Raw genomic sequence first — 25,711 nt, 5'->3', positions numbered from 1 at the left:
GTTTATCCATGCACATTAAGCCGACTGTTCCGGTGAGCTAGGTGAGACGATTTTCGCTCGGTGTTCTCATTCCCATGCTCGTTTCGTCCAGCATCGCGGAATCTTCGCTCTCGGCTAGTAGAGCGGAACGAACGCACGAACGAGACCCGCTGCAGCGAACCATCCCTTGAGGAGGCAGATAGGAGCCACAGAAAGCTGCTTTCCGTACCAACCGAGATGCTGTGACGACGATGGGTGGATCCGAGAGTGAGTGACTTAGCCACCTATCGTAGATATTGTGTCTATTATAGCAATTCCATCTGTTAGTCCCATTGGAATATTGTGGTTATTGTGGGTCTATTACTAATTACACTATTATAATCATTGCAGTGAATTTGGTTTTTTAGGCATCGTAGATATATAACTATTGTATCCATTTCACCCATTATATCTATTTCACCTACTGTAAACTTCATATCTATTGTATATATTTTGCCTATTGCACCTATTGTGACCATTGTTCCTATTGAAACGATTTTGGCTATTTTAAGCGCTGTAGCTATTGTAGCTGGAAAGCGGCAGGAGACGCGCCGTAGACGAGCGACAGGTGAACGCTGTTACGCGTACTCCCCGTGAGTTTCGTTGTCTTTTCCCGATGGTTTCGAACGGAAACGTCGGCACGTCATGTCGCTACCGGTGCAGACTGCTGGGGTCACGGCAAAAATAGCGTCAAGAGCGTGTTCGGTGCTCCCCCTCGTTCGTTATATGGAGATGGACTCCTCGTCCTCGTCCGTGTCGTCCGTGCGAACGGTCGTCAGCGACCCTTCTCGGACGTCCGCGAGAACCGTTTCGCCGTCGCTGGTTAACTGGTAAATTGCTTCACCGGTTACGGGTGCGATAAGCCCGTTCTCGCGAAGAAGGTCGCATCGGCGTTCAGCGTACGACAGGTGGAGCCCCATCCGATTTGCAACGATCGGAAGATATTCGGGTTGTATACGCTGCAGGCTAGTGAGTATCTCGATATCTACAGGACGCATCCAGTTCAGACTCTCGGTCATATCGATCGCTCGGCCCGTACTATGAGTCATGTTACCATATATTTACTTGCCGCTCGGGTTCGGGGCTTCACGCCATGTCGCTGGAAGTACTCGAGTATTCGAACGGTGTCGTTCCCGGACGAACTCTTAACTGACCGAACGACCAAGCTAGTACTGTCCACGATGTCCGACAGGGATTCCGATTACACGCCACTCCCGCCGATGACGGAAGAAGCACTCTCCCACCTGCGGACGCGGTTCGGATCGGGAGAGTCGTTCACCTACGAACAAGCGGACCAGGTGCTTCGAGCGCACGACATCGAGGCCGTCCTCATCGATGATCTTCTCGAAACGTTGTTGCTCCGCGGGTATCTCTACGAGGTCGGCGATGACTTGCGCATCACGGGGTAACCCACGACAACCGTGGCGGTACCGCAGTGGGTGGCGACACGCGAATACGGTGCCGGGTGAAACCGATGGAAGGTGTTCGTCGTTCGTTTTTTAGACTTCGGATACGGTTCACCTTTCAAATCGCCAGATGGCTGCGTGGGATAGTAAAGACACTCTCTTCAAGGGGTTAGACTTCGACATAGGTAGTTTTTTGTTCGTGGTCTCGGTGACTTCGAATATGCCAGGCGATACCACGGAGACACCCGACGATGCCCTCTCGGATCGGTCCGAGGAAACAGCGGTCGGTCCGCCTGCGGCCGACGGCTCCGACCAGAAAACGATCCGGGAACTCCTCGAAGAGGACTCCGGCGGATCCGTGTTCGTGAACCGGAACCTCGTCGAACCGGATACCATCATCGACGAAGAACGCATCGTCGGACGTGACGACCAGCTTCAAGCCGTCGTCGCGTATCTCAAACCGGCACTTCGCGACGAGCGACCCCCGAACATGCTTCTCTACGGTCCCTCCGGGACCGGAAAGTCCCTCATCGTCAACGCCGTCTGCGGGCAAATCGTCGAACTCTGTGAATCACAGGACATCAACTTCGGCGTCATCAGTCTCAACTGCCAGCCGATTACCACCCTCGACCGCGCGGTGTACAAACTCGTCGAAACCGTCGCGAAAGACGTCGGTGTCGCCACCGGCGTCCCGGCGACGGGTGTCTCCACCGAACAGAAGTACGAGCGCCTCTACGACCTCATCAACACCTACTACGACTCGGTCATCTTCATTCTCGACGAAATCGATCTCCTCGTGGGCCGGGAGGACGAACCCGCGTATTCGAAGCTCCTCTATCAACTGTCGCGGGCGGGGAAGACGGACACCATTCACGGGACGGTGTCCGTGGCCGCCCTGACGAACGACCCCAAATTCATGGAGAACGTGGACGGGCGCTCGGAGAGTTCGTTCAATCCCGAAGATATCCCTTTCTCCGATTACGACGCGAACCAACTGCGTGAAATCCTCGACCATCGTCGTGACGCCTTCCGAGCCGGTGCCCTCAGCGATGACGTCATCCCGTTGGTCGCGGCGTTCGCCGCCCAAAGTCACGGCGACGCCCGCAAGGGAATCGATCTCTTCCGGAAAGCCGGCGACCTCGCCGACCGGCAGAACGACGACGTCGTCACCGAATCGCACGTCCGGGATTCCCAAGACGAAGTCGACAAGGACCGCATGCTCACCCAAATCGAAGGACTCTCGACACAGAAGAAGATCTCGCTCTACGCGACGGCGGCAGTCGCGGTACACACGGCCCATGCCACGACATCCGTCCCGAGTCCCGTCGGATATCAAGTCTACAAGTGGATCACCGAGCTGTTGGACGCGGATCAGATGACGCGTGAGACGTACATCAAGTACGTCAAAGAACTCAACACGTACGGAATCGTGGACGCCGAGCGAAAAAGCCGTGGCCGTGGACAGGGGATGCACATGGAGTTTTCGTTCTCGGATGACCCCAATCCGATTCTGGACCTGCTCGCGGAGGACTCCCGACTCTCGGCGATCGGCGGTGAGACGGACCATCTCAAATCCATCGCACAGACGAAGATGCAGAAGTTCAAGGGCTCGTAAATGCCGAGGGACAGATCGACGGGAGATCGACGGACGGATCGATGAGCAATCGACGGACGGATCGATGAGCAATCGACGGACGGATCGATGAGCAATCGACGGACGGATCGATGAGCAATCGACGGACGGATCGATGAGCAATCGACGGACGGATCGATGAGCAATCGACGGACGGATCGATGAGCAATCGACGGACGGATCGATGAGCAATCGACGGACGGATCGACGTGGGAGGGCTACATCTCGTCGTGAGAAGGCACCCCCTCATCGTGAGACGGCTACATCCCGTCGTGACAAGAGACAGTCCTCCCGTCGTAATCGACGGACAGCAAGCCGTGAACGGACGATTGATGGGTGTCTGCAACCCCTCCATCGAAGTGTAACATCGGCCGACGGTACCCCCTCATCGAAGTGTAACTGACCGGGACGTCCATGGCGGTGTCATCGTCTGCCGGACCGGCACCGTCTTACCCCGTCATCGAAGTGTATTGTTTGGTTAGAAGGCTTCTCAAACAGGAGATCGGTTCTTTTCGAGCTTCGGAGGGTGAGGAATGGAGGCCTACTTGTTAGAGATACTCGAACCTCTCGGGGGTTTCAAACCCGTTCAGGGTACTCGAAACGTGTCGAAGATACTCGAATACCGCGACCGTATTCCGAACGAAGTCGTCGTTTGTCCGTGACGGTTGCCGTTCGAGATGAGTTGTGAACATCGAGGAGTAACGCTTCTCGAGGATGCTCTCCAACCCCTTCATCGAAGTGTAACCGGAAGGAGAAACCGCTAGCATGCGTTGACTTTTCTGTCACCGTCTACCCCCTTATCGAAGTGTAATTACTCCTCCGTTTACGAGGTACAATGCGTTGTATGCGTGCTTTTATCAGTCATTCTCGTCCGGAAAGTCCACGACCGGTTACCGACCCCTTCATCGAAGTGTAACAACCGGTTTGCTGGCGGAGTGCGGGCAAAAATCGCCGGTCGAGGCCGGAGGTGGTGATGGAACAGCACCTGTCTGTTCTACGTACTTGTTTTATCTACTCGTTCATCCTCGACTCGCTGCGGAAAACGAACGAGGCCACTCATTTCGTCGGCTGGTGTCGATGGTATCACCCCCACCCCGTTATCGAAGTGTAACGTGTGGTTGGAGTAGCGGGTGTTGTTGACGCGGTGGTATCCTCTCTCAGTTATCTTTCTTAGCTGCTTCTTAGCTGTTCTAAATATGGTTTGCAGATATTGTTTTCCGTCTTTACACTTAAAGGTTCCGTTTATTATATACTGCCGTCCAGTCCTCCGAATTCCGGCAATAGCGACGTATTTACCGCCAAATCAGTCGACAAATCCCTCGTCTTAGTTTCCCTTATCACCGTTCTCCACCGGTTCCCTCACGAGCACCCCACCCCCCTCATTCTCCCGTTTACACTTCGACAACGGGGGGAGGGGGTTCGTTCCCCAACTCACTCGAAAACGACCGCCAACGTCTCCAGGTCGACCAGCCGCCAACGGTCATCGAGGCTCTCTCGAAGGTCGTTCTTAAACCCCGATTTCGAGAACAGCACGAACTCCTCGTCTCGGTCTCCCGTCTTCCACCGCACCTCACGCGCCTTCTCGCGCAAATCCTCGACCAGCTCCGTCCCAACCGGCGTGGTGGTCCATTTACACTCGGCAAAGAGTGCCGTCGGTGTCCGGTCGTCGAGTCCAACAATATCGATTTCGTGCCCACCGTACCACCATCGACCGATCGCACCGTACGACCCGTTTAGTTCCCCATTCTTGGCGAGTTTCCAGAGAGCCTCCTGACAGATGTCTTCGAACGTCGTCGCGACGAACCGGTCGAGTTCGGGCATGATCCGATCCTCGAGAACGAGGTCGGGTGCCTGCTCGATTCCCGACCGATTCGGCTCCACGAATCGGAACCAGAAGCGAAGGAACTCGTCGCTGATCCGGTATATCGACCGTTTCGATTTCTTTTCGATCGCCGTGACAGGAACCTCCCGCTGAATCAGCCTGAGCCGGCGAAGACGCTGGAGATACCCCGAAAGCGGTCCCGAACCGATGTCCGTCTGTCCGGAAATTTCGTTCGGCGTGGTGTGTCCATTCGCGATGGCTTCGAGGATGCTCATGTACCGCGATGGGTTGCGCAGTTCCGTCCTGAGCAGGAATTCGGGTTCGTCGTAGAGGATCGATGTCTTCGAGAGGTGGTTTCGGAGGAGGTTCGTTTCGAGCGGTTCGTCGTAATCGAAGAGCGCGAGGTACATCGGCATGCCGCCGGTCACCGCAAACGACTGGACTCGTACCTCGATCGGATAATCGATAATCTCGCTCGCCGAGGCGAACGTGAACGGTTGGAGGTCGATTTGGGCGGTTCGACGCCCATATAACGGGCTCTCGTGACCCATCACGTCCGATTCCATGACGCTGATGCTCGACCCGCACAGGATGAGCGTCGATGTCGACTCCGCCTGTTGTGTATCCACCAGGCGTTGGAATGCGGAGAGAATCGTGTCGCTCGACTCGACGAGATACGGGAACTCGTCGATGGCCACGATTCGTTTGTCCTGCGCGAGAACCTCGCCGAGGTAATCGACTGCATCGTGCCAACTTTCGATGCGTGGAACTCGTTCGTCTCGGTACGCCGCTAACTCCTCGACCAACTGTTCCTGCTGGACTTTCGCCGAGTCTTGGGACGCGAGGTGATAGAGATGGTTCCGGTTTTCACAGAACGCTTTGATCAATTCGGTTTTTCCGACTCGACGACGACCGTAGATGATGACGAGACTGAATCGATCCCGTTCGTGCTCCGCGCGAAGTGCGTCGAGTTCGTCGGCGCGGTCGTGAAACATTCTTACGATAATCATTATCGAGATAATGACTTAGCTCTTTCCCGCTCCCGCTCTCGTTGATGGCTTTATATGGCTACGTCCCGGATCCCGAAGATTCGTCCGTAGGTCGTTGGTTAAACATCCATATATCGGGTACGCACTACTATAACCGAGATATAAAAACGCTCACAGTAACCAACGATCCGGTGAATCCGGCACCCGTGTTTGTTAATACCGCTGTAATCCGTGTCCCACTCGATTGCTGTTGGCAGTAGCGGAATGGCGAACGGTTCAACTCTAAATACAAGGGACCTGCCGATTCGCATGAATAGGCCACGGCTCGAATGTCTGAAAACTGTAACGTGACGAATCTCATCTGATAATGTCTATTGCTTCACCGTTCCGAGAACGTCCTAGAGATAGCAACCGTAGCCGGCCACTTTAGCGACCCACATATTGTTTCTGAGCCATCTATTATCTATCATCTCCTATTCATCCTTCACCACCTATCTGTTCTTCACTACCTATTTGCCCTCCATTACCTATTATTCCTGAGCTACTTATTGTCCCTGAGCTACCTATCGTCCAGATCATCGTTTTGGGACCTCGTCCGTCGTCCGGTCGTATTTCGATTTCTGTCCGGTACCGGTAGCAATAGGTAGTCTGTCTACCTTAGCTGTCTTTTCTGTCTTCACTATCCCGCCCAGACCACCTATCGATACTATCTTACCTGAACTACCTATCGCCACTACTTCTTCTATCCCACCTGCTCGGCTGATCGCTGAACTGAATCCGGCGCTATAACTTACTCAACTGCGGTGCGTACAATAGGTAGTTTAGCTACCTTATCTATCTCTCCTGGTGAACCTATTCTACCTCAACCATCTACTTGCGGCAAGTTTATGTTTTTGTGGCGAGACGGCTATCTCAACCGTCGAAACAAACGAAAACCGGACAATAGGTGGCTTGTATACCTCCGCTACCTATCACAAACGGGGATTCCGGCGGTCGGGTTACACAATGGTAGCAAACGTAGACACTCCACGCGCTGTGAGCGTGGTCATCTTAAAAGGTGGCGTCGGCAAATCAACGATTTCGATGAACCTCGCCCGGCAACTCACCGAACGTGGTCGGGTGCTGTTCGCCGATCTCGACCCGAACGGCCACGCGACGAACGGCCTCGGGTTCGGTGACGTCTACCGAGGGGAGACGAATCTGGGTGACGTCATCCTCGACCAAGGCAACGCGACCGCTGCCGACCTCATTCAGGAGACCGAGTTCGATTTCGACCTCCTTCCGTCCTCGGACACGCTCGAAGATGTCGAAAAGGACCTCGCAGGCGCACTTCAGGGCTCCGCACGGGTCAAAACGAAAATCGTCGATCCGCTTCTCGGTGAGCGATACGATTACATCGTGTTCGACTGCCCCGCCTATCCCGGGATGCTCAACAACAACGCGCTGGTCGCGTCCGGAAACGTCATGATTCCTCTCGAACCCGGTTCGAGTTCCATCGGCGGATACAAACGCACCATGGAGCGACTCATCACGCCCTCACAGGAGTACATCGATATCGACGTGCTCGCACTCGTCCCGAACAAACTCCGCGAGCGAATCGACCAACGGACGGAAGACCGTGAATTGCTCGAAAACTTGAACACGGCCGAAGCGACGGAGAGCAAAGTCCCGAACTTCGCTCGGATTACGGCGGATCAGTTCGACGCCATCGACGACGGCGAACTGCGACCGCCAAAGCCCGGTATCCGATACAGCGCATCGCTTTCGAAATCGCTGAAGGAACACCAGCCGCTGCTGGACTACGATCCCGAGAACGACCAACTGGAGAACTTCGAGGAACTGGCGTCCATCGTCGCGAACGGGGGTGTCGAACGATGACCGATGCGAACCCGTTCGACGATTTGGGTGCCGTCGAAGACGACGATACGACGAAGGAACCGTCAGAACCTTCTCCGGAAAAGTCCACGGAATCGTCGGCCGATTCGATGCAACCCGCGGAGAGCCCCCCCGTTGAGACGTCACGGTCGTCGGAGTCGTCCAAAACCGAGTCCGCGGGAGTTTCCGGTCCGTCGTTCGAATATTCGGAGGTTCGCCAGCGTCCGCTGTACGCCCGAGGCGAGACGTGGGACGAGTTCGAGGACGCGATCGGAATTTCGGTCGTCCCGGAGCTTCGGCGACGGGGTATCCGCGATGAAGAGAAACGTGAAATTCACGACGCCGTCCTCACGCTCGCAGCGGAAGACCCCGAACGGCTCGTGGAGATAATCGCCGAACGCCGACACGATTCCTAGTTCTACACGTCCGATTCTTCGGTCGGCTCTCTCGCCGAAAGACGAGAGTGGCAACTATGAATGAACCTCATATCGCTATATGGATCTTCCGTTCCCTCGCCACTTTCGTCCGAACGCTGCCCCATCCTTCCTCGAAACCGTTCCACCTCCACGACTCCCAGGCATCGTTACAGGAATAGTGCTGTAATACTCCTGCAAGAAATCTGAACCACTTATATTGGAGGAGCCACAACGAGTCCATATGCAACTATCGGACCAAGCGGTGAATCAGGTGAATCTGAGCGTCCATAACATCGGCGGTATCGACGAAACGGAAGTCAGCTTTTCCCCCGGCGTGACTGCCCTCACCGGTCGCAACGCGACGAACCGAACGTCCCTGCTCCAAGCGATAATGGCGACGCTTGGCAGCGACCAGTCGTCGCTGAAAGGGGATGCCGAGGAGGGACGGGCCGAACTGACCTTCGGTGACGAGACGTACACGCGGACGCTACGGCGAAAGAACGGAACGATTTCGATGGGGGGCGACCCGTATCTCGAAGATCCGGAACTCGCCGACCTGTTCGCGTTTCTGCTGGAATCGAACGAGGCCCGCCGAGCCGTCGCACGTGGGGACGACCTCCGCGATCTCATCATGCGACCCGTCGACACCGACGCGATTCAAGCCGAAATCGAACAACTGAAACGCGAACGGCAGCAGCTCGACGACGAACTGTCCGAACTCGACTCGCTCAAACAGCAGCTGCCCGGTCTCGAGGAGAAACGAACCCAACTCCAGAACGATATCGAGGAGAAACGGACCGAACTCGCGGAGAAGGAGGCCGAACTGGAAGAAGCGGACGCGGATATCGGCGAGTCGAAGTCCGAGAAGGCCGAGCTCGACGAAAAACTGGACGAACTGAGTCAAACTCGCTCACGCCTCGAGGACGTTCGCTACAACATCACTACCGAGGAAGAGAGCATCGAAGCGGTCGAAGACGAAATGGACTCCCTCGAAGACGACGCCGCCGAAGGTGTCGAAGTCTCGGAGGAGAAACTATCGTCGATAACGGAGCAGATCCGAAAGCGACGGGAGGAGAAACAACGGCTGGACTCGACCATGACGGAGCTCCAGACGGTCATTCAGTTCAACGAGGAGATGCTCGAGGGTACGAGTCCCGAGCTACTCGCTGCACTGCAGTCGGGCGACGATCACGAGTCGCATTCCGACGGCTCCGTCACCGACCAACTCGTGGAAGACACGAAGACGGTCGTCTGTTGGACGTGCGGAACGGAAGTCGAAGAACGAACCATCGAGGGAACCATCGAACGACTTCGCGACCTCCGCAAGGAAAAGCTCTCGGAGCGCAACGCGCTCGACAGCGAGATTTCGGACCTCCGCGAGGAAAAGAGCGAGTTGGAAGCGACGCAGCGTCAGCGCGAACAGGCGGAACAACGACGTCGCCGACTCGAATCCGAAATCGAGGACCGAAAGGCCCGTCTCGATGACCTCCGGGAGACGCGGACGGCCCTCACGGACGACGTCGAAACCCTCGAAGAGGCGGTCGAGGAACTCGAACAGGAGGAGTACAGCGACGTCCTGGACCTTCACAGGGAAGCGAACCAGATCGAGTTCGAACTCGGCCGACTCGAATCCGACCTCGAAGAGGTCGAAGACGAAATCGCGGATATCGAGTCACGTGTCGGCGACCGGGAGCAGCTCGAAGCGCGACGGGAGGAGATCAGTGACGAACTGGCGGACCTCCGCACTCGCATCGAACAGATCGAAACGCAAGCGGTCGAGCAGTTCAACGAACACATGGCGACCGTTCTCGACCTGCTCGACTACGAGAATCTCGAACGGATCTGGATCGACCGAACCAAACGGGAGGTTCGGGAAGGACGCCGGAAATCGACGAAGAGCGTGTTCGATCTCCACGTGATTCGAAGTACGGAGTCGGGGACGACCTACGAGGACACCATCGACCATCTCAGTGAAAGCGAACGGGAGGTGACCGGCCTCGTCTTCGCTCTCGCGGGCTACCTCGTCCACGAGGTGTACGATATCGTTCCGTTCATTCTCCTCGACTCGCTCGAAGCCATCGATTCGGACCGCATCGCGGCCCTTATCGACTACTTCAGCGAATCCGCGGGCTACCTCGTCGCCGCACTGCTCCCCGAGGACGCCGCCGCCGTCGATGAGAAGCACGAGCGCGTGACCGAAATCTAAGCCATACGGTCGCTCGTTGGTTTTTTCGCGATGACTCCGATCCGACGACAGACGCCCGACAGTCGAATGGATCCGTTTCTAGCGATTCGCTGTGGCCGTCTCCATCCGTAACTGTAACACGGATTTCAACGGATGAGCTTCGAGACGCGAAGACACCGATTCTAAATGTCAGAACAGGATTGGAAAGTCGCGATTCGAAAGCGGGTCGGTGGCCCATTCGAGTGGGTGTAGAACGGTTTTCACCGCTCGTATTCGAGATCTGCGTTTCCGGACTACCGGAAAGAGTACGTCTTAGTAGTGGAGGCGATTCGATAGGTGGGGTGACGAGGGATTCAGTCGACGGGCGATTCTCACCGCGACCCACCGAATGAATTCGGCCTTATTGTTGTAATGGACGTCGCCGCTCGACGATTTTTCGGGAATTTATTCACGGGAAGGCGTTCGGACGCATTTCGAAATTCCGTATTTTCTTTTACAGAACCGATTTGGCTGTCATCGAAACCCAATTTGACGACGCTCCGTATGAGGAAAATATACCGTGAGTGCCGTCGGACCTCCGAATGAACCGAAATCAGTGTCGTGTAACGAATGTGGCCTCTCCTGCCCGTGTGGACCGTTTAACCGCACATCCATAATCATCGGGTGTCTGGTTTCCGGATACTTCTTCGGACAAGCGGTTATTTCTGAGTGAATCATCCATCGAATCGAGATGCACACTGGTTCAATATCGGCGATCCATACGTGGTTCGGTGGCCAATTATCGATTTCTCCGGTCGAAATTCGCGTTCTACTATTAAGAACGGTTTTGGAAATGAGACGTGCCATCGTTTCCGATACGTTGCATGCTGACCCGACGAACGACGGATGTTCCTTCATCGGCGTCTCACGCCGAACAAAGATCGTTTCGTTCCCTCCCCAATGCGGACGTGGACGCCGACTATCGGGGATTAACGATCGGCGCGGTCAGCCGAGACGATACTGCTCGAGAGCGTCCCGGTCGAGTTCGACGCCGTGGCCGGGACGCTGGGGGAGTTGAATCATGCCGTCTTCGGGTTCGATGGGGTGTTTCAACACGTCATCGAACGCCTTTACATCGGAGTCGCGATAGAAGTACTCTATCCAGAGTCCGTTCTCGATGGCGGCGAGCAGTTGAATGTGTAGGTCCCAGTTGTAATGCGGGGCGACCGGGACGTCGTAGCACGCGGCCATGTTGGCGACGCGCATCCATTCGGTCACTCCACCGACGACCGAAACGTCCGGTTGGACGACTTCGACGGCATCCTCGCGGAGAAGGTCGGTGAAACCGTACCGACTGAACTCGAGTTCCCCGCCAGCGACGGCGTAGTCGAGTGCATCGTTGACCTCGCGATAAAGGTCGAGGCTGTCCGGCATGACCGGTTCCTCGATGAAGTACGGGTCGTACTCGGCGAACTTTCGGCAGGCACGGACGGCCTCCTGCTTGTTCCTCCACTTCCCGTTCGCGTCCATGAGAAGCGTCCGATTCGGGCCAATGGCTTCGCGTGCGACGCGAACCCGCTCGACTTCCTCCTCGACGGATTTTCGGCCCACTTTCATCTTGACGACGTCGTGGCCCCGGTCGACGTACGTTTCCATCTCCTCGCGGAGTCCGTCGAGACCCTTTCCCTCGCGGTAGTACCCCCCGCTGGCGTACGCCGGAACCTCGTCCGCGTGTCCACCGAGCAGTTTGTACAGGGGCATCCCGGCCGCTTTCGCCTTGATGTCCCAGAGCGCGGTGTCGATACAGGAGATGGCCCTGACCATCACCCCCTTGCGACCGATTTGGACCGTGCCGTCGAACATCTCGCGCCAGAGCCGCGACGTATCGCGGGGGTCTTCCCCTTCGACCATCGGTGCGAGGACGCTCTCGACGGCCTGTGCGACGACGTCGGCACCGCCGTATCCGAGCGTGTAACCGACGCCTTCGGTCCCGTCCTCGGTTCGGACGTACACGATGGCGTGGTCCCGTTCTTCGACGACGCGGGTCGCGAACGCGACGGGTTCTTTCAACGGGATCGATACGGCAAAGCTCTCGACTTCTGCGATTCTCATGCGGGTATGTTATATTTTCACACGCACCGTGTAAAACCTTTCCGACGATGAAATGATAGCCGAAAGATGTCTCCCACTCCCTTATCGACACTATCCACGCGTTCGGTTTCGATACCGGGCGTTCAGTCGAATGTGAGGCGTTCGTTTCCCCGTGGATTTTTCGAAAATGTCAGACTGTTTGGGGAATACATTTTATATCGCGGTACAAACGCTACTTAGTATGTCGAAACAGACGATCGGATTCGTTGGACTTGGAATCATGGGACTACCGATGGCGAAGAACCTGCTCGACGCCGGGTATCCGGTTATCGGTCACAACCGCTCGAACGAGCCTACAGAAGAACTCGTCCGGTATGGCGGGACGGACGGTGGTTCCCCGGCAGGCGTCGCCGAAGAGAGCGATGTCGTCCTTTTGTGCCTGCCCGACTCGCCCGATGTCGAACAAGTCGTGCTGGGCAACGAAGACGAGGATTCCTCGATAATCGATGGTCTGAGCGAGGGCATGACGGTCATCGACCACTCCACTATCGCTCCCACGGTTGCCGAATCCATCGCCACGGATCTCGCGGAAATGGGCGTGACGATGCTCGATGCGCCCATCTCGGGCGGCGAGTCGGGCGCGATCGATGGCAGCCTCTCGATCATGGTCGGCGGCGACGAGGACGCACTGGACGAGCATATGGCTCTCCTCGATGTCGTCGGCGAGACTATCAATCACTGCGGGTCGAGTGGCGCCGGCCAGACGACGAAAGCGGCGAACCAAATCGTCGTCGCGGCTCAGATGGTGGGCGTGAGCGAAGCGTTGGTGTTTGCGGATCAGGCGGGTGCCGACCGCGAGGCCGTCGTGGACGCCATCAGCGGCGGTGCCGCGGGCTGTTGGACGCTCGACAACCGCGCTCCGAACATGATTCAGGGAAGATTCGAACCGGGGTTCTTCGCCAAATACCAGTACAAGGACCTCAAAATCGCCACCGACGCCGGGGAGGAATTCGGCGCGCCCATGCCTCAGACCGGAATGGCTCACGAACTCTACAAGACGATGGTTCAGAACGACATGGGACGCGACGACAACTCGGGCGTGATGCAAGTCCTCGAAATGATGGCCGGGAAAGGGGGACACACCGACGAGTGACTTTCGACTGACTTACCTCGGACGGTCGGGCGCTTCGGCGGTCGCTCAATCGGTCGTCAGCCGACGACGTCCGCCTCGACGGTTCCGACGCGTTCGACTTCCGCTCTCACGCTGTCACCGGAAACGATGTGCTTTGCACCCGGCGTTCCGGTCGAGATGACGTCCCCGGGTTCGAGCGTCATGACGTTCGAGTGGAACGACACGAGTTCGCGCGGCGACGTCATCATGTTTCGAATCTCGTTCTCGGCGGCGACCGCATCGTTGACGACGGTTCTGACCGACAGTTCTTCGAGCGAACCGACCTCGTCGGGGGTCACCATCGAAGGGCCGAACACGAGGAAGGAGTCGAAACTCTTCGCGCGGGTCAAAAAGCGAGGGTTGCGCTCCAAGATGTCCTCCGCCGTCATATCGATGACCGGAACGTAGCCGGCGATGACGTCGTCGACGTCACCCTCGTCGACGTCGGAACACGTCCGGCCGATGACGAGGGCGAGTTCGGCCTCGGCGGTCACGCGGTCCGTGATGTCGCGCGACGGGAGTCGAATCGGTCCGCCGGGCCCGGTGGCCGTCGTGGACGGTTTCATGAAACTCGCGGGCTCCGTCGGACTGTCCTCGTTCAGGTCGGACGCGTGGTCGGCGTAATTGAGTCCGATTCCCCAGAGCTTCCCCGGTCGTTCGAGCGGCGCAGCGAACGCGAGGTCCTCCGCCGAAACGCGACTCGCCGCCGCCTCGTCGGGCGATGGGAGTGCGCCCGCGGCCGCCAGCGGAAGCGCGTCCCGGATGGTCGTCAGTGACGGGTCGGCGGACGAGAGCGGAACGAACCCGTCCCCGTCGCCGAGCAGTGGCCTGCCGTCGATGGTTCGTGCAAGTCGTGTCATGGGATTAGAGGTTGGACGCGCCCTGTCCGCCGTCGACGGGGATGGCGACCCCGTTGAGGAAACTCGACTGCTCGGACGACAGATACGCGACGAGGTCGCCGAGTTCCATCGGGTCGCCGATGCGCCCGAGCGGGTTGATGTCGCCCTTCGTTTCGAGACCCTCCTCGTAGCTATCGTACTCTCCTCTGTCCACGGCCGCCTGGATGAGTTCCTGCTGCCGGGCAGTCTCGTGCGGCGCGGGGAGAACCGCGTTCGACCGTACCTCCGGCGCGAGTTCCTTCGAGAGCGTCTTTTCGAGGCCGATGACTCCCATGCGGACGGCGTTCGAGAGGACGAGCGACGGTATCGCCTCCTTGACGCTCCGGGAGGTGATGGTGACGATGGTGCCGCCGCCGTCCTCGCGGAGATGCGGGGCCGCTTCGCGGACGAGACGGACGACGCTCATCACGAGCAGGTCGAACGCGTCGTACCAGTCGTCGTCGTCCATCTCCATGAAGGCGCCGCTCGGCGGGCCGCCGGCGTTGGTCACGAGGTGGTCGATTCCGCCGAACTCCTCGACCGTCCGTTCGACGAGGCGGTCGATGTCGTCGGAGTTCGTGAGGTCGCCTTGGACGGCGAGAACGCTCCCAGTGGCGACGGATTCGACGTCCGTTTTCGCCTCGGCGAGACGGTCCTCGCTTCGACCGTTGATGACGACGTTCGCACCTTCCCTCGCGAGCGCCTTCGCTGACGCCTTTCCAAGCCCGCTACTCGACGCGGTAACGAGGGCCACGTTTCCGTTCATTTCATAATCCATGGTAGACGATGAGAATGCACGACCACACATACATAATTGTTTGCCAAAGGGCCGTATTCGACCGGTTAATTCGCAACTGTCTCCGATCGGAACGGGGACAGAACTAAGCGGATACTGCGTAGATGTATGGACATGACGGAACTGGAGATACCCGACTCCGAGACGCTGGAGGACGTCAACGATATCGACATCGAGGCGTTTCCGCGGTTCGCCTTCGCGGAACGCCACAGGGAACCGCCGCAGGTCGACGACGTGACGGCGGCCACGCGCGAGGCGGTCGGCGATATCCCCGCCTTCGGCGAACTGTCCGCGGGTTCGGAGGTGGCCATCACGGCGGGGAGTCGCGGTATCCACGACATGCCGGAACTCGTCGAAGCGGCCGTCGCCGAACTACAGGATCGCGGCTTCGACCCGTTCGTGTTTCCCGCGATGGGAAGCCACGGCGGGGCGACCCCCGAGGGCCAACGCGGCGTCCTCGAAGAGTACGGAATCACGGAGGACCGACTCGGCTGTGAGATACGCGATTCCATGGCCGTCGAGTCAGTAGCCGAGGACGCCGTCGGCCGTCCCGTCCCCGTCTCGACCGTCGCGCTCGACGCCGACGCCGTGCTGGTCGCGAACCGCGTGAAGTTGCACACGGACTTCCGAAACGAGGTCGAATCGGGGTTGACGAAGATGACCGTGGTCGGCCTCGGAAAACAACGCGGTGCGGAGGAGATGCACAACGCCGCCATCGACCGCGGCCTCGACACCGTCATTCAGGAACGCGCCGACCTCATATTCGAGCGCGTTCCCGTCGTCGGCGGCATCGCCCTCGTGGAGAACGCCCGGGACCGCGCCGCACACATCGAGGGTGTCGCCGTCGAGGACATCCCCGACCGCGAACCCGAACTCCTCGACCGCTCCAGACGACTCTTTCCGGGACTTCCCGTCGACCGACTCGACGTCCTCATCGTAGACGAAATCGGCAAGGACGTTTCAGGGACCGGCATGGACACCAACGTCATCGGCCGATACAACTTCCTGGACGAGGAAGAACCCGAGAAACCTGACGTTCGACGGATTTACCTCCGCGGTATCACGCCCGCGTCCCACGGAAACGGTATCGGAATGGGGCTGGCCGACTTCGTTCACGAGGACGTCATCGCGTCGGTGAACCTCACCGACACCTACCTGAACACGGTGACGAGCGGCGAGCCGTCGCGCGCCTTCATGCCGATAATCTCCCCGTCGGACCGCACGGCGATGTTGCTCGCCTATTCGATGACCGGCGTTCGGGACCCCGCCGACCTCCGCGTCGGGTACATCAGAAACACCCTCGAACCCGACGAACTGTACGTCTCGGAACCCGTCGCGCGTGAACTCGCGGAGCGAAATGCCGTCGACATCGGGGACTATCGAAACCTCGCGTTCGACGACGATGGCGATTTCGCGTTCGGATTCGACGACTGACCGACGGGAAAAAGTAAAGCGTAGGCGCTACAATCGTCCGGCAATGGATGGAAAACCGTTCTTAGCAGTGACGATGGGCGACCCGGCGGGTATCGGCGCGGAAGTGATCGCCGGGGCGTACGATACGGGACACGAGACCGCCGACCTGCTGGCGGTCGGTGACGCCGCAGTCGTCGAAAAAGCCGTCGAAATCACGGACGTCGACGTGGACGTGCGGTCCGTATCCGACGTGGCCGACGCCCGCTTCGAAGCCGGGACGCTGGACGTCCTCGACCTGAACCGCATCGAGGACCACGAGTGGGGAGACCTTCGGGAGGAGTACGGGACCGCGAGTTTGGCGTACGTCGAACGTGCGATCGACCTCGCCGTCGACGGAGACGTGGACGGCATCGTCACCGCCCCGATAAACAAGCAGGCGACGCGGATGGCGGGAAGCGAACACGCCGGTCATACGGGACTGCTCGCGAGTCGAACCGGCGTCGAGGACTACTCGATGATGCTCGTCGAGGGAGACCTCCGCGTCACGCACGTCAGCACTCACGTCCCGCTCCGGGAGGCCTGCGACCTCGTGACCACGGAGAACGTCCTCGACACCGTTCGGGTCACGCGGGAGGGACTCCTCGACCTCGGTCTTTCGGAACCGCGTATCGCCGTCGCGGGGTTGAACCCGCACGCGAGCGACGGTGGACTTCTCGGGGACGAGGAGCGGTCCGAAATCGAACCCGCGGTCAGCGAAGCACGCGAGGAGGGAATCGACGTCGAAGGTCCCGAGTCGCCCGACACGGTCTATGTTCAAGCCGCTCGCGGCGCGTACGACTGTGTCGTCTCGATGTACCACGACGAGGGCCACATCCCGATCAAGATGCTCGGATTCAGCGAGGGCGGCGAGGTCAGCGGTGTCAACATGACCGTCGGGCTTCCCATCATTCGGACGAGCGTCGACCACGGCACCGCCTTCGACATCGCCGGGGAGGGCATCGCCTCCCCCAGAAGCATGGAGGACGCCATCGAAGTGGCCACGACGGCGGTTCGAAACCGGCGAGCACGCGGCACGCACGGGGTGTGAATCACTGACAGAGTTCCCCGACCGCCTCCGCAGCCTCATCGAGGGCGGTGCGTTCGGCCTGCGAGAGCTCCCATTCGATTATCTCCTCGACGCCGTCCTCCGAGAGCCGGACGGGGACCGAGAGCGACAAATCGCGGTACCCGTACTCGCCGTCGAGGGGCACCGAACAACAGACCGGTTCGTCCGGACCGCCGTCGAGCACGGACGCGACGAGCGAAGCGACGCCGCGGGCGGTTACCCATCGCGACGTCTCCTCGGAACCACGGAGCGCCATGATGTCGTACGGAACGTCCTTGACGGCTTCCGAGATTCGCTCGCGTTCGTCCGGCGAGAGCGTAATCGGTTCATCCTCCACGGTCGTTCGGGAGAAGAGCGGGACGAGGTGTTCGCCGTGTTGTCCCATCGTGTAACAGGTGACGTCCGACGGACGGACGTCGGCGTGACGGGCCACTTGGTCGGCGAGGCGTGCGGTCTCGGAGAGCGCGTAGCCGATGCAGTAGCGTCGATCCCATCCGAGCGCTCGCCACATCCGATGGTTGATGGGGTCAAGCGGGTTCGTCACGGTGACGACGGGTCGCGGTTCGACCGACCCCATCCACGAGGCGATGTCGTCGACCAACTCCCCGTTACGCTCCAAGAAGGAGAGCCGTCCTCCGCGTTTGGCGCTGTCGTCGGGGCGAGGGATGCTCGCGGCCACGACGACGCAATCGGCGTCGGCGACGGCCTCGGAACCGGGAGCCGCGGCCGTGACGGTTCCGCTCCCGGTCGGTCCTCTCGCACCGGCCGGATGTGAGCCGTGGCCGAGGCTCGTCCGGATGTCGATTGCGTGACCCTCGGCCGCGTCGTCCTGTACGTCCACGAGCGTCACGTCGGCATCGGGGGCAAGGAGCGTGAGCGTATATGCGGTCGTGGCACCGATCGTGCCGGCACCGCCGATGACGGCTACTTCCATGTGTGTTGATATCGTAACACACTACTAAATTTATCGGGTAGCGTTCCGGTTTCGATTCCGTCTTCCACCGGGTCGTTCCGACCCGGAACGCGACCACTGGGAGAATTGCTGCGTCACTAGCCTTCTTGTTCCTGGTCTTCATGGCATGAGCTATGGCACCGTCCATCACGCGAATCGAGAGTACCGAGTTCAGCTACCCAGTCGAAGACGTCGGCTACAGCGAGGGTGGGTTCAGTCTCGTCTACGAACCCGGGGGAGCCATCGAACGCAAACTGTTCGGCCTGAAAATCCACACCGACGAGGGAATCACGGGGGAATACGTCGGCGGCAACTCCCCCGCATTCGCCCAGATTCACATGTTCGCGGACTATCTGATCGGGAAGAATCCGCTTCACCGGGAGCGACACTGGAGCAAGGTCAAGCGAGCGCTCCGCAAGTACGACCGGATGGGAATGGGTCCCATCGATATCGCGCTCTGGGACTTCGCCGGGAAGTACTACGACGCGCCGATTCACGAACTCCTCGGTACGTACCGCGAACGGCTTCCGACGTACGCCTCGACGTATCAAGGCGACAGGAACGGCGGACTCGACTCCCCGGAGGCGTACGCGGACTTCGCGGAGCAGTGTCTGAAGATGGGGTATTCCGGCTATAAGATACACGACTGGGGCGGCGATTGGCTGGACGTCGAGAAGACGGTCGAAACGGTTCATGCAGTCGGCGAACGGGTCGGCGACGGGATGGACCTCATGATAGACCCCGCCTGCGAACTGGAAACGTGGGGCGACGCGCTGAAGGTGGGTAAGGCGTGCGACGAACAGGATTTCTTCTGGTACGAGGACCCGTTCAGCGACGCGGGTATCAGCCAACACGCCCACCGAAAACTCGCCGAAAAGCTCGACACGCCCATCCTCCAGACCGAACACATCAGGGGACTGGAATCGCACACCGACTTCGTCGCGAACGGCGCGACTGACTTCGTGCGCGCCGATCCGGAGTACGACGCCGGTATCACGGGCGCGATAAAGGTCGCCCGCGCCGCCGAGAGCTTCGGCCTCGACGTCGAATACCACGCACCGGGTCCCGCGCAGCGTCACTGTATGGCCGCCACCCGGAACGCCAACTACTACGAGATGGCGCTCGTCGGGCCGAAGTGCGATAACACGCAGCCACCGGTCTACCTCGGCGACTACGCCGACCAACTCGACAGTATCGATTCGGCGGGAACGGTGCCCGTGCCGGACGGGTCGGGCCTCGGCGTGGAGTACGACTGGGAGTACATCCAGGAGAACCGCCTCGGCGGGCGCGTGTACGAGTAGTACGAACGAGCGGGCATCGTCACGGCCGATTGACGTTCAGTCCTCGGCGGGGCGGCCGTCGTCCGGAACGGGCGGCGCACCGACGACCATCCAGACGTGGTCACCGTCGCCGCCCTCACCGTCGTTTTTGATCTGTCGGCGGGTTTCAGGCGGAATGCGGAGAGCACTGCCCGCCTCGACCGTGTGGGTCTCGTCGCCGATTCGAATGCGACCCGGTCCTTCGAGGACGAGGTAGAACTCCTCCTGTTCGGCCTGTCTGTGGAAACTCATCGCGTCGCCCTCGGAGAGATACCACACCTTCGGGCGCATCTCGGTACAGCCGAGTGCTTCCGTGAGGTTCACGTGCATGGTTCCCGAACCGGCCGACGGTTCGGGTTCGAGGTCGTCGATTCGGGTCAGACTGTAGTCGTCAGCCATACGCGTACATGAGATGGGAAGCGGATAAACGTCGGGGTGCTGGACTCGAAAACGCGGCCGAATCAGGGCTCACGAAGTGCGCGCTGGACGCTCGATGCGATTTCGTCCCTCGCCGCCGAGTCCAGTTCGACGAGCGGCGGTCGAACGGCGGCGGTTTCCAGCCACCCGCGCGATTCGAGCGCGGCCTTCGTCGCCGGCGCAAACCCGTGGTCCACGCACTGTTGGAAGAGGGGTGCGATCCGTTCCGCGCCGATTTCGCGTGCCCGTTCGACGTCCCCCGCGGCCACCGCGTCACGGGCCGCGACGAACGTCTCCGGAATCGCGTTGGACAGCGCGTTGATGCCGCCCGAAGAACCCATGAGCATCCCCGGAACGACGTAACTGTCGAAGCCTTGGAAGAGGCGGAAATCGTCGGGCGTGCGGTCCGCCACTTCGAGGAAGTAGTTGAAATCCCCGCTCGAATCCTTCAACCCGTGAACGTTCGGATGACGGGCGAGGGATTCGACGGTAGCAGGAGAGATCTCCTGTCCGGTGCAGGACGGGATGTTGTAGAGGAATATCGGAAGCGACGCGTCGTCCGCGATTTTCGAGAGGAACCGTTCGTTCCCCGCCGGGTCGTTCGCCCCGTGGAAGTACGGAAGGACGATCAGGGCCGCGTCCGCACCGACGTCGGCCGCCGTTTCGATTCGTTCGAGCGTGCCGGAAACGGTGGTGTCGGCGGTCCCGGCGAGAACCGGCGACCCGTCGGCGGCGTCGACCGTCGTCTCCAACACGGTTTCGTACTCCTCGTCGGACAGGCTCGCGAACTCGCCGGTCGTCCCGGCCGGAACGAGGCCGTCCATCCCGGCGTCATCGACCCGCGTCACCAACTCCGCGAGCGCGGTTTTGTCCACGTCTCCGTCGGCGTACGGCGTGACGAGGGGGCACGATACGCCCTCGAATCCGTCGGTATCGAAGTTCGACATGGATACAGAATTCGTATGCGGGAAGTTAACTCTTCCTCGATGGTCGGAGCGGGCCGATTTCCGGACCGGTCCGGTTCTCTATCTCGGAGTCAGAGACGGTCGCGAAGGTCGGTCACAACGTCGAGCGTCCCCGCATCGCCGCCGAGGTCGGGCGTTCTCGGGGCCGAATCGTCCGCGAGTTGTTCCGCGACGGCGCGCCAGAGTGCGTCGGCCGCGGCGGACTCGCCGAGGTCGTCGAGGAGCATCGACCCGGAGAGGACCGTCGCCAGCGGGTTGGCGACTCCCTGACCGACGATGTCCGGTGCGCTTCCGTGGACGGGTTCGAACATCGAAGGAACGTCATCGGAGGGGTTGATGTTCGCGGACGGGGCGAGTCCCATGCTACCGGAGATTATCGCGCCGATGTCGGTGAGGATGTCGCCGAAGAGGTTCGAGGCGACGACGACGTCGAACTCGTCCGGCCGACGGATGAAGTCCATCGACGCCGCGTCCACGAGGAGACGCTCGGTTTCCACGTCCGGGTATTCCTCGCTCACCTCGTCGAACACGTCGTCCCAGAGGACCATCCCGTACGCCTGCGCGTTGGATTTGGTGACGTTCGTGAGTTTCCCGTCGCGCGCCTCCGCCTCCTCGAAGGCGGCGCGAACGATGCGCTCCACGCCCGTCCGCGTGAACACGGCGGATTGAATGGCGACTTCGTTGTCGAACCCGCGGTGTTCACGTCCGCCGACGTCCGCGTACTCACCCTCCGTGTTCTCGCGATAGACGACCAAATCGATGTCGCCCGAATCGTAGCCACGAAGCGGCGATTCGACGCCGTCGAAGAGAACCGAGGGACGTTTGCAGATGTACTGGTCGAACGTCTTCCGAATGGGTAGCATCAGTCCCCGGAGCGTGACGTGGTCGGGAACGTCGGGGTGACCGACCGCACCGAGGAGGATCGCGTCGTGGTCCGCGATTTCGTCGGTACCGTCGTCCGGCATCATCTCCCCGTGTTCGAGGTAGTGTTCGGTTCCCCAGTCGAAGTCGGTAAACGTGAGTTCGAAATCGTACTCTCGGGCGGCGTCCTCCAGCAGTGGACGGACCGCGTCGATCACTTCGGGACCGATACCGTCGCCCGGAATCACCGCTACGTCGTGCGTCATGGCGATAATGGGGTACGACGGGAACAAATAACTAGCGGTGACGGAAATAAAATCAGTTGCCGACCGCGCGTTCCTGTTCTCCCTTCGCTGGGTTCGGCATCTCGCCCGATTCGTGGCTGACGGTTCCGTGGACGAGCGCCTCGCCTGAGTTCTCGTCGAACAGGTGGATCGCTTCTTCGTCGAAGGTGATCGTGATCACGTCACCCTCCTCCGGTTCGATGTAGGAGGGACAGCGGACGCGGAACTCCCGTCCGTCCATGTCGAGATAGAGGAAGTTGTCGGACCCGATGACCTCGACGACGTCCACGGTCGTCCGTACGGCTTGTGCGTCGTCGACGTCGTCGTCCACGCGGACGTTCTCCGGACGGACACCGAACGTGAACCGCGTATCGTCCGAAACGCTTCGGAGCGTATCGACGAACTCGTCATCGACATCGACGTTGAAGCTCTCACTGTTGGTGAGGGTGTTGCCCGCCAGTTCCACCTCGACGAAGTTCATCGAGGGACTCCCGATGAAATCCGCGACGAAGCGGTTCGCTGGCTGATAGTATACCTCCTTGGGTTTGCCGACCTGCTGGAGTCGACCGTCGTTGAGGATGACGATGCGGTCCGACATCGTCATCGCCTCCTCCTGGTCGTGCGTGACGTAGATGGTCGTGATGTCGAGTTCCGAGTGGATGCGCGAGAGTTCCGTTCGCATGTGCTTTCGGAGCTTCGCGTCGAGGTTCGATAACGGCTCGTCGAAGAGGAACACCTCGGGTTCCCTGACGATCGCACGACCCGTCGCCACGCGTTGTTGCTGTCCTCCCGAGAGCGACGCCGGTTTCTTGTCGAGGAGGTCGTCGATACCCATCATCTCCGCGGCCTCTTCGACGCGGCTGTTGACCTCCGCATCGGTCAGGTCGGTGCTCAGATTGAGACCGTAGCCCATGTTCCCGCGAACCGTCTTGTGCGGGTAGAGCGCGTAGGACTGGAACACCATCGCGATGTCCCGGTCCTTCGGCGAGACGTCGTTGACGCGCCGTCCGTCGATGCGGAGTTCGCCGTCGGTGATGGTTTCCAGTCCCGCGGTCATCCGTAGGGTCGTCGATTTCCCGCAGCCCGACGGGCCGACGAAGACGACGAACTCGCCGTCTCGAATCTTCAGGTCCAGTTCCTCTACCGCGACGATGGTGTTCGAACTGCCGTCGAACACTTTCGTGACGTTGTCGAATTCTACGTTTGCCATGTTATAGGTCCTCCGTGTCAGTACCGCTACGAGTTTGTCTGTCGGCCCGTACCACTTCGACCGCGTGAGACGTGTGTTCCTGCATCGGTATCACCCGGCGAGGCCCTCCCCGACGAAGCGCTGTGAGAGCGCGTAGAAGACGACCGGCGGCAACACGAGGAGCACCGCCGCGGCCATCAGCAGGTTCCACTGCCGGAACGCGTCACTGCCGAGGATGTAGTGGATGGCGACCGTCGCCGTCCGGACGTTCTTATCGCTGGTGAGGACGAACACCCACAGGAAGTTGTTCCACGCGGTGAGGAACGAGAAGAGGGCGGCCGCACCGACGGCGGGCAGCGACAGCGGCAGGACGATGCGCAAGAACGCACCGATCTCCGAGTGGCCGTCGATGAGCGCCGCCTCCTCGATGTTCGGCGGGATGCCCTGCCGGAAGAAGCCCTGCAGGAGCCAGATGGTCTGGGGCAGGACGAAGATGGACAACGCGACGATGATACCTGTGAGCGAGTTGATCAACCCCAGCGTGTAGAAGATGTTGTACACGGGAATCGTGATGACGATCCACGGGAACATTATCGTGAACACCGCGGTGTAGAACAACAACTTTCGTCCCGGGAAATCGAGCCGAGCGAACGCGTATGCGCCGGGAATCGAGAAGAACAGCGAGATGACCGTCGCGGCCAACGCGACGATGATGCTGTTCCTGAAGTACGTCGTCATCGCGAACGAGTTCCATATCTGGAAGTACGGGTCGAGCGTGAAGTGCGAGAACGGGGTGTACCCCGTCGATGGGTCGATGGCGGCGAAGTTGGTCAAAACGGACGTCCGAATGACCCAGTAGTAGGGCAGGAGCGCCCAGACCGCCATGACGAACAGGCCAGCGTACAGCAGGTATCGTGAGCGTTTGGTTTCGTTCAACATGGTTATAGGTAGAGGTCCTCCTCTTCGTTCATGATGGTCACGTAGAAGATGGCGCTCGCCATCGCCAGCACGATCATCACCATCCCGATGGTGTACGCCCGGGCGAAGTTCAGTTTGACGTACGCCACCTGATACGTGAGGATGCTCAACAGCATGGTTCGGGTCCCGGGACCGCCGCCGGTTAGCTCGAACGGCTGGGCGAACTCGGCGATGTTCCACGCCGTGCGCAGCGCGAGAACAATGATGGTCGGCGTGATGAGGTGTGGCAACGTGACGTCACGGAACCGACGGAGCCGCCCGGCACCCGCCAGCGCGGCGGCCTCGTACTGGTCGCTCGGGATGTTGATGACGGCGGCCGAGTAGATGATACCCGCGTACCCGAAGTCGTGCCACGCCTGTGCCACGATCATGGAGATGTACGGCCAGTATCCTTGGGAGAGGAACGACGGTGCGTTCTGTATCCCGATGTCGGCCAAAAATTTGGCGAGGAACCCGAAGTCGGGGCTCAGGAACCACATCCAAACGACCCCGCCCGCGAGCGGTGCGGAGAAGTACGGGGACATGATGATCGCGCTCAACCACTCCCGGGAGCCTTCCCTGACTTCGCTCAGGAGGATGGCCGCAAGCATACCAAGCCCGAGTTGGAGAAGCGTCGTCGAGAAAACGAAGACGATAGACCAACCAAGGGCGAAGACGAACAGGTCGTTTGTAATCATCCACTGATAGTTTTCGAGGCCGATGAAACTCCCGGCACCACCGAGCTGAGCGTTCGTGAACGTCAACCACACTCCCTGAACCATGGGAATGTAGAACAGCAAGGCGAACATTATGAACGTCGGGAGTATGAACAGGTAACCGGTCCAATTCCGTTTCAGACGGTCCCAGACCGACTCCTCTGTCAGTCCGTACTTCCGTCGAATTTCTTCGGCACTCTGTGCAGCTTGCGCCATGTTACCTAAACACTGGATACCCCCTGTCAAAAAGATTTGGATAGTTATTCGTGTAACA

Annotated in this window: 21 protein-coding genes; 9 read left to right on the top strand and 12 right to left on the bottom strand. The window is 59.6% G+C overall.

Features of this window, described 5'->3' with window-relative positions:
- Nucleotides 1–740: 740 nt before the first annotated feature.
- The gene (locus ACGYLY_RS21765) at nt 741–1,037 is read right to left on the bottom strand and encodes a hypothetical protein (RefSeq protein ID WP_395284456.1); all 297 of its coding nucleotides are present in this window, start codon (nt 1,035–1,037) and stop codon (nt 741–743) included.
- A gap of 162 nt (nt 1,038–1,199) precedes the next feature.
- Between ACGYLY_RS21765 and ACGYLY_RS21760 the strand changes: the two genes are divergently transcribed.
- Entirely contained in the window at nt 1,200–1,427 is a 228-nt protein-coding gene (locus tag ACGYLY_RS21760; RefSeq protein WP_395291275.1) for a hypothetical protein, read from the top strand.
- A 217-nt stretch (nt 1,428–1,644) separates the two neighbouring features.
- On the top strand, nt 1,645–3,039 hold the full coding sequence (locus ACGYLY_RS21755) for an orc1/cdc6 family replication initiation protein (protein ID WP_395284458.1): 1,395 nt from the start codon (nt 1,645–1,647) through the stop codon (nt 3,037–3,039).
- 1,449 nt (nt 3,040–4,488) lie between these two features.
- On the opposite strand, the gene ACGYLY_RS21750 is transcribed toward ACGYLY_RS21755, so the two are convergent.
- On the bottom strand, nt 4,489–5,874 hold the full coding sequence (locus tag ACGYLY_RS21750; protein WP_395284459.1) for an ATP-binding protein: 1,386 nt from the start codon (nt 5,872–5,874) through the stop codon (nt 4,489–4,491).
- A gap of 999 nt (nt 5,875–6,873) precedes the next feature.
- Here ACGYLY_RS21750 and ACGYLY_RS21745 point away from each other — a divergent pair.
- The 3 genes from ACGYLY_RS21745 to ACGYLY_RS21735 all read left to right on the top strand — a co-directional run bounded on the left by ACGYLY_RS21745 (nt 6,874) and on the right by ACGYLY_RS21735 (nt 10,365).
- Nucleotides 6,874–7,746, top strand: coding sequence for a ParA family protein (locus tag ACGYLY_RS21745; protein WP_231188022.1), 873 nt, complete (start codon nt 6,874–6,876; stop codon nt 7,744–7,746).
- Nucleotides 7,743–8,159: a hypothetical protein gene (locus ACGYLY_RS21740; protein WP_395284460.1), complete on the top strand. Its 417-nt coding sequence runs from the start codon at nt 7,743–7,745 to the stop codon at nt 8,157–8,159. Before ACGYLY_RS21745 ends, ACGYLY_RS21740 begins: the two co-directional genes overlap by 4 nt.
- Before the next feature lie 241 nt (nt 8,160–8,400).
- The gene (locus tag ACGYLY_RS21735; RefSeq protein ID WP_395284461.1) at nt 8,401–10,365 is read left to right on the top strand and encodes an archaea-specific SMC-related protein; all 1,965 of its coding nucleotides are present in this window, start codon (nt 8,401–8,403) and stop codon (nt 10,363–10,365) included.
- 963 nt (nt 10,366–11,328) lie between these two features.
- Here the strand turns inward: ACGYLY_RS21735 and ACGYLY_RS21730 are convergent.
- Nucleotides 11,329–12,435 carry a mandelate racemase/muconate lactonizing enzyme family protein gene (locus ACGYLY_RS21730; RefSeq protein ID WP_395284462.1) on the bottom strand — a complete coding sequence of 369 codons (1,107 nt, stop codon included), beginning with the start codon at nt 12,433–12,435 and terminating at the stop codon, nt 11,329–11,331.
- A gap of 220 nt (nt 12,436–12,655) precedes the next feature.
- On the opposite strand from ACGYLY_RS21730, the gene ACGYLY_RS21725 reads away from it, so the two are divergent.
- Nucleotides 12,656–13,567 (top strand): NAD(P)-dependent oxidoreductase, encoded by a 912-nt coding sequence (locus ACGYLY_RS21725; protein ID WP_395284463.1) that lies wholly within the window; start codon nt 12,656–12,658, stop codon nt 13,565–13,567.
- Between the two features lie 56 nt (nt 13,568–13,623).
- On the opposite strand, the gene ACGYLY_RS21720 is transcribed toward ACGYLY_RS21725, so the two are convergent.
- Nucleotides 13,624–14,445, bottom strand: a complete 822-nt coding sequence (locus ACGYLY_RS21720) for a fumarylacetoacetate hydrolase family protein (protein WP_395284464.1) — start codon at nt 14,443–14,445, stop codon at nt 13,624–13,626.
- 4 nt (nt 14,446–14,449) lie between these two features.
- Nucleotides 14,450–15,241 (bottom strand): SDR family oxidoreductase, encoded by a 792-nt coding sequence (locus ACGYLY_RS21715; protein ID WP_395284465.1) that lies wholly within the window; start codon nt 15,239–15,241, stop codon nt 14,450–14,452.
- Nucleotides 15,242–15,373: 132 nt separating this feature from the next.
- Here ACGYLY_RS21715 and ACGYLY_RS21710 point away from each other — a divergent pair, with 132 nt between their 5' ends.
- Both ACGYLY_RS21710 and pdxA read left to right on the top strand, forming a co-directional pair.
- Nucleotides 15,374–16,693 carry a DUF362 domain-containing protein gene (locus ACGYLY_RS21710; protein WP_395284466.1) on the top strand — a complete coding sequence of 440 codons (1,320 nt, stop codon included), beginning with the start codon at nt 15,374–15,376 and terminating at the stop codon, nt 16,691–16,693.
- A gap of 43 nt (nt 16,694–16,736) precedes the next feature.
- Nucleotides 16,737–17,759: a 4-hydroxythreonine-4-phosphate dehydrogenase PdxA gene (gene pdxA / locus ACGYLY_RS21705; protein WP_395284467.1), complete on the top strand. Its 1,023-nt coding sequence runs from the start codon at nt 16,737–16,739 to the stop codon at nt 17,757–17,759.
- Nucleotide 17,760: 1 nt separating this feature from the next.
- Here pdxA and ACGYLY_RS21700 read toward each other — a convergent pair whose 3' ends face one another.
- Nucleotides 17,761–18,711 (bottom strand): malate dehydrogenase, encoded by a 951-nt coding sequence (locus ACGYLY_RS21700; protein ID WP_395284468.1) that lies wholly within the window; start codon nt 18,709–18,711, stop codon nt 17,761–17,763.
- Nucleotides 18,712–18,863: 152 nt separating this feature from the next.
- Here ACGYLY_RS21700 and ACGYLY_RS21695 point away from each other — a divergent pair, with 152 nt between their 5' ends.
- A complete protein-coding gene (locus ACGYLY_RS21695; protein ID WP_395284469.1) occupies nt 18,864–20,030 on the top strand; it encodes an enolase C-terminal domain-like protein in 1,167 nt (388 codons plus the stop codon).
- A 36-nt stretch (nt 20,031–20,066) separates the two neighbouring features.
- Here the strand turns inward: ACGYLY_RS21695 and ACGYLY_RS21690 are convergent, their stop codons facing one another.
- The 6 genes from ACGYLY_RS21690 to ACGYLY_RS21665 all read right to left on the bottom strand — a co-directional run bounded on the left by ACGYLY_RS21690 (nt 20,067) and on the right by ACGYLY_RS21665 (nt 25,653).
- Nucleotides 20,067–20,447 carry a cupin domain-containing protein gene (locus ACGYLY_RS21690; RefSeq protein WP_395284470.1) on the bottom strand — a complete coding sequence of 127 codons (381 nt, stop codon included), beginning with the start codon at nt 20,445–20,447 and terminating at the stop codon, nt 20,067–20,069.
- Between the two features lie 62 nt (nt 20,448–20,509).
- Nucleotides 20,510–21,412: a dihydrodipicolinate synthase family protein gene (locus tag ACGYLY_RS21685; protein WP_395284471.1), complete on the bottom strand. Its 903-nt coding sequence runs from the start codon at nt 21,410–21,412 to the stop codon at nt 20,510–20,512.
- Nucleotides 21,413–21,501: 89 nt separating this feature from the next.
- Complete coding sequence (locus tag ACGYLY_RS21680; protein WP_395284472.1) at nt 21,502–22,557, bottom strand: 3-isopropylmalate dehydrogenase; 1,056 nt, start codon at nt 22,555–22,557, stop codon at nt 21,502–21,504.
- 52 nt (nt 22,558–22,609) lie between these two features.
- Nucleotides 22,610–23,785, bottom strand: coding sequence for an ABC transporter ATP-binding protein (locus ACGYLY_RS21675; protein ID WP_395284473.1), 1,176 nt, complete (start codon nt 23,783–23,785; stop codon nt 22,610–22,612).
- A 90-nt stretch (nt 23,786–23,875) separates the two neighbouring features.
- Nucleotides 23,876–24,703 carry a carbohydrate ABC transporter permease gene (locus ACGYLY_RS21670; RefSeq protein WP_395284474.1) on the bottom strand — a complete coding sequence of 276 codons (828 nt, stop codon included), beginning with the start codon at nt 24,701–24,703 and terminating at the stop codon, nt 23,876–23,878.
- A 2-nt stretch (nt 24,704–24,705) separates the two neighbouring features.
- Nucleotides 24,706–25,653 carry a carbohydrate ABC transporter permease gene (locus ACGYLY_RS21665; RefSeq protein ID WP_395284475.1) on the bottom strand — a complete coding sequence of 316 codons (948 nt, stop codon included), beginning with the start codon at nt 25,651–25,653 and terminating at the stop codon, nt 24,706–24,708.
- Nucleotides 25,654–25,711 lie beyond the last annotated feature (58 nt).

The sequence above is a fragment of the Haladaptatus sp. CMAA 1909 genome, assembly GCF_043952005.1.
In the GTDB taxonomy this organism is placed as follows: Archaea; Halobacteriota; Halobacteria; order Halobacteriales; family Haladaptataceae; genus Haladaptatus.
This window is presented reverse-complemented; position numbering and strand designations above follow the sequence as displayed.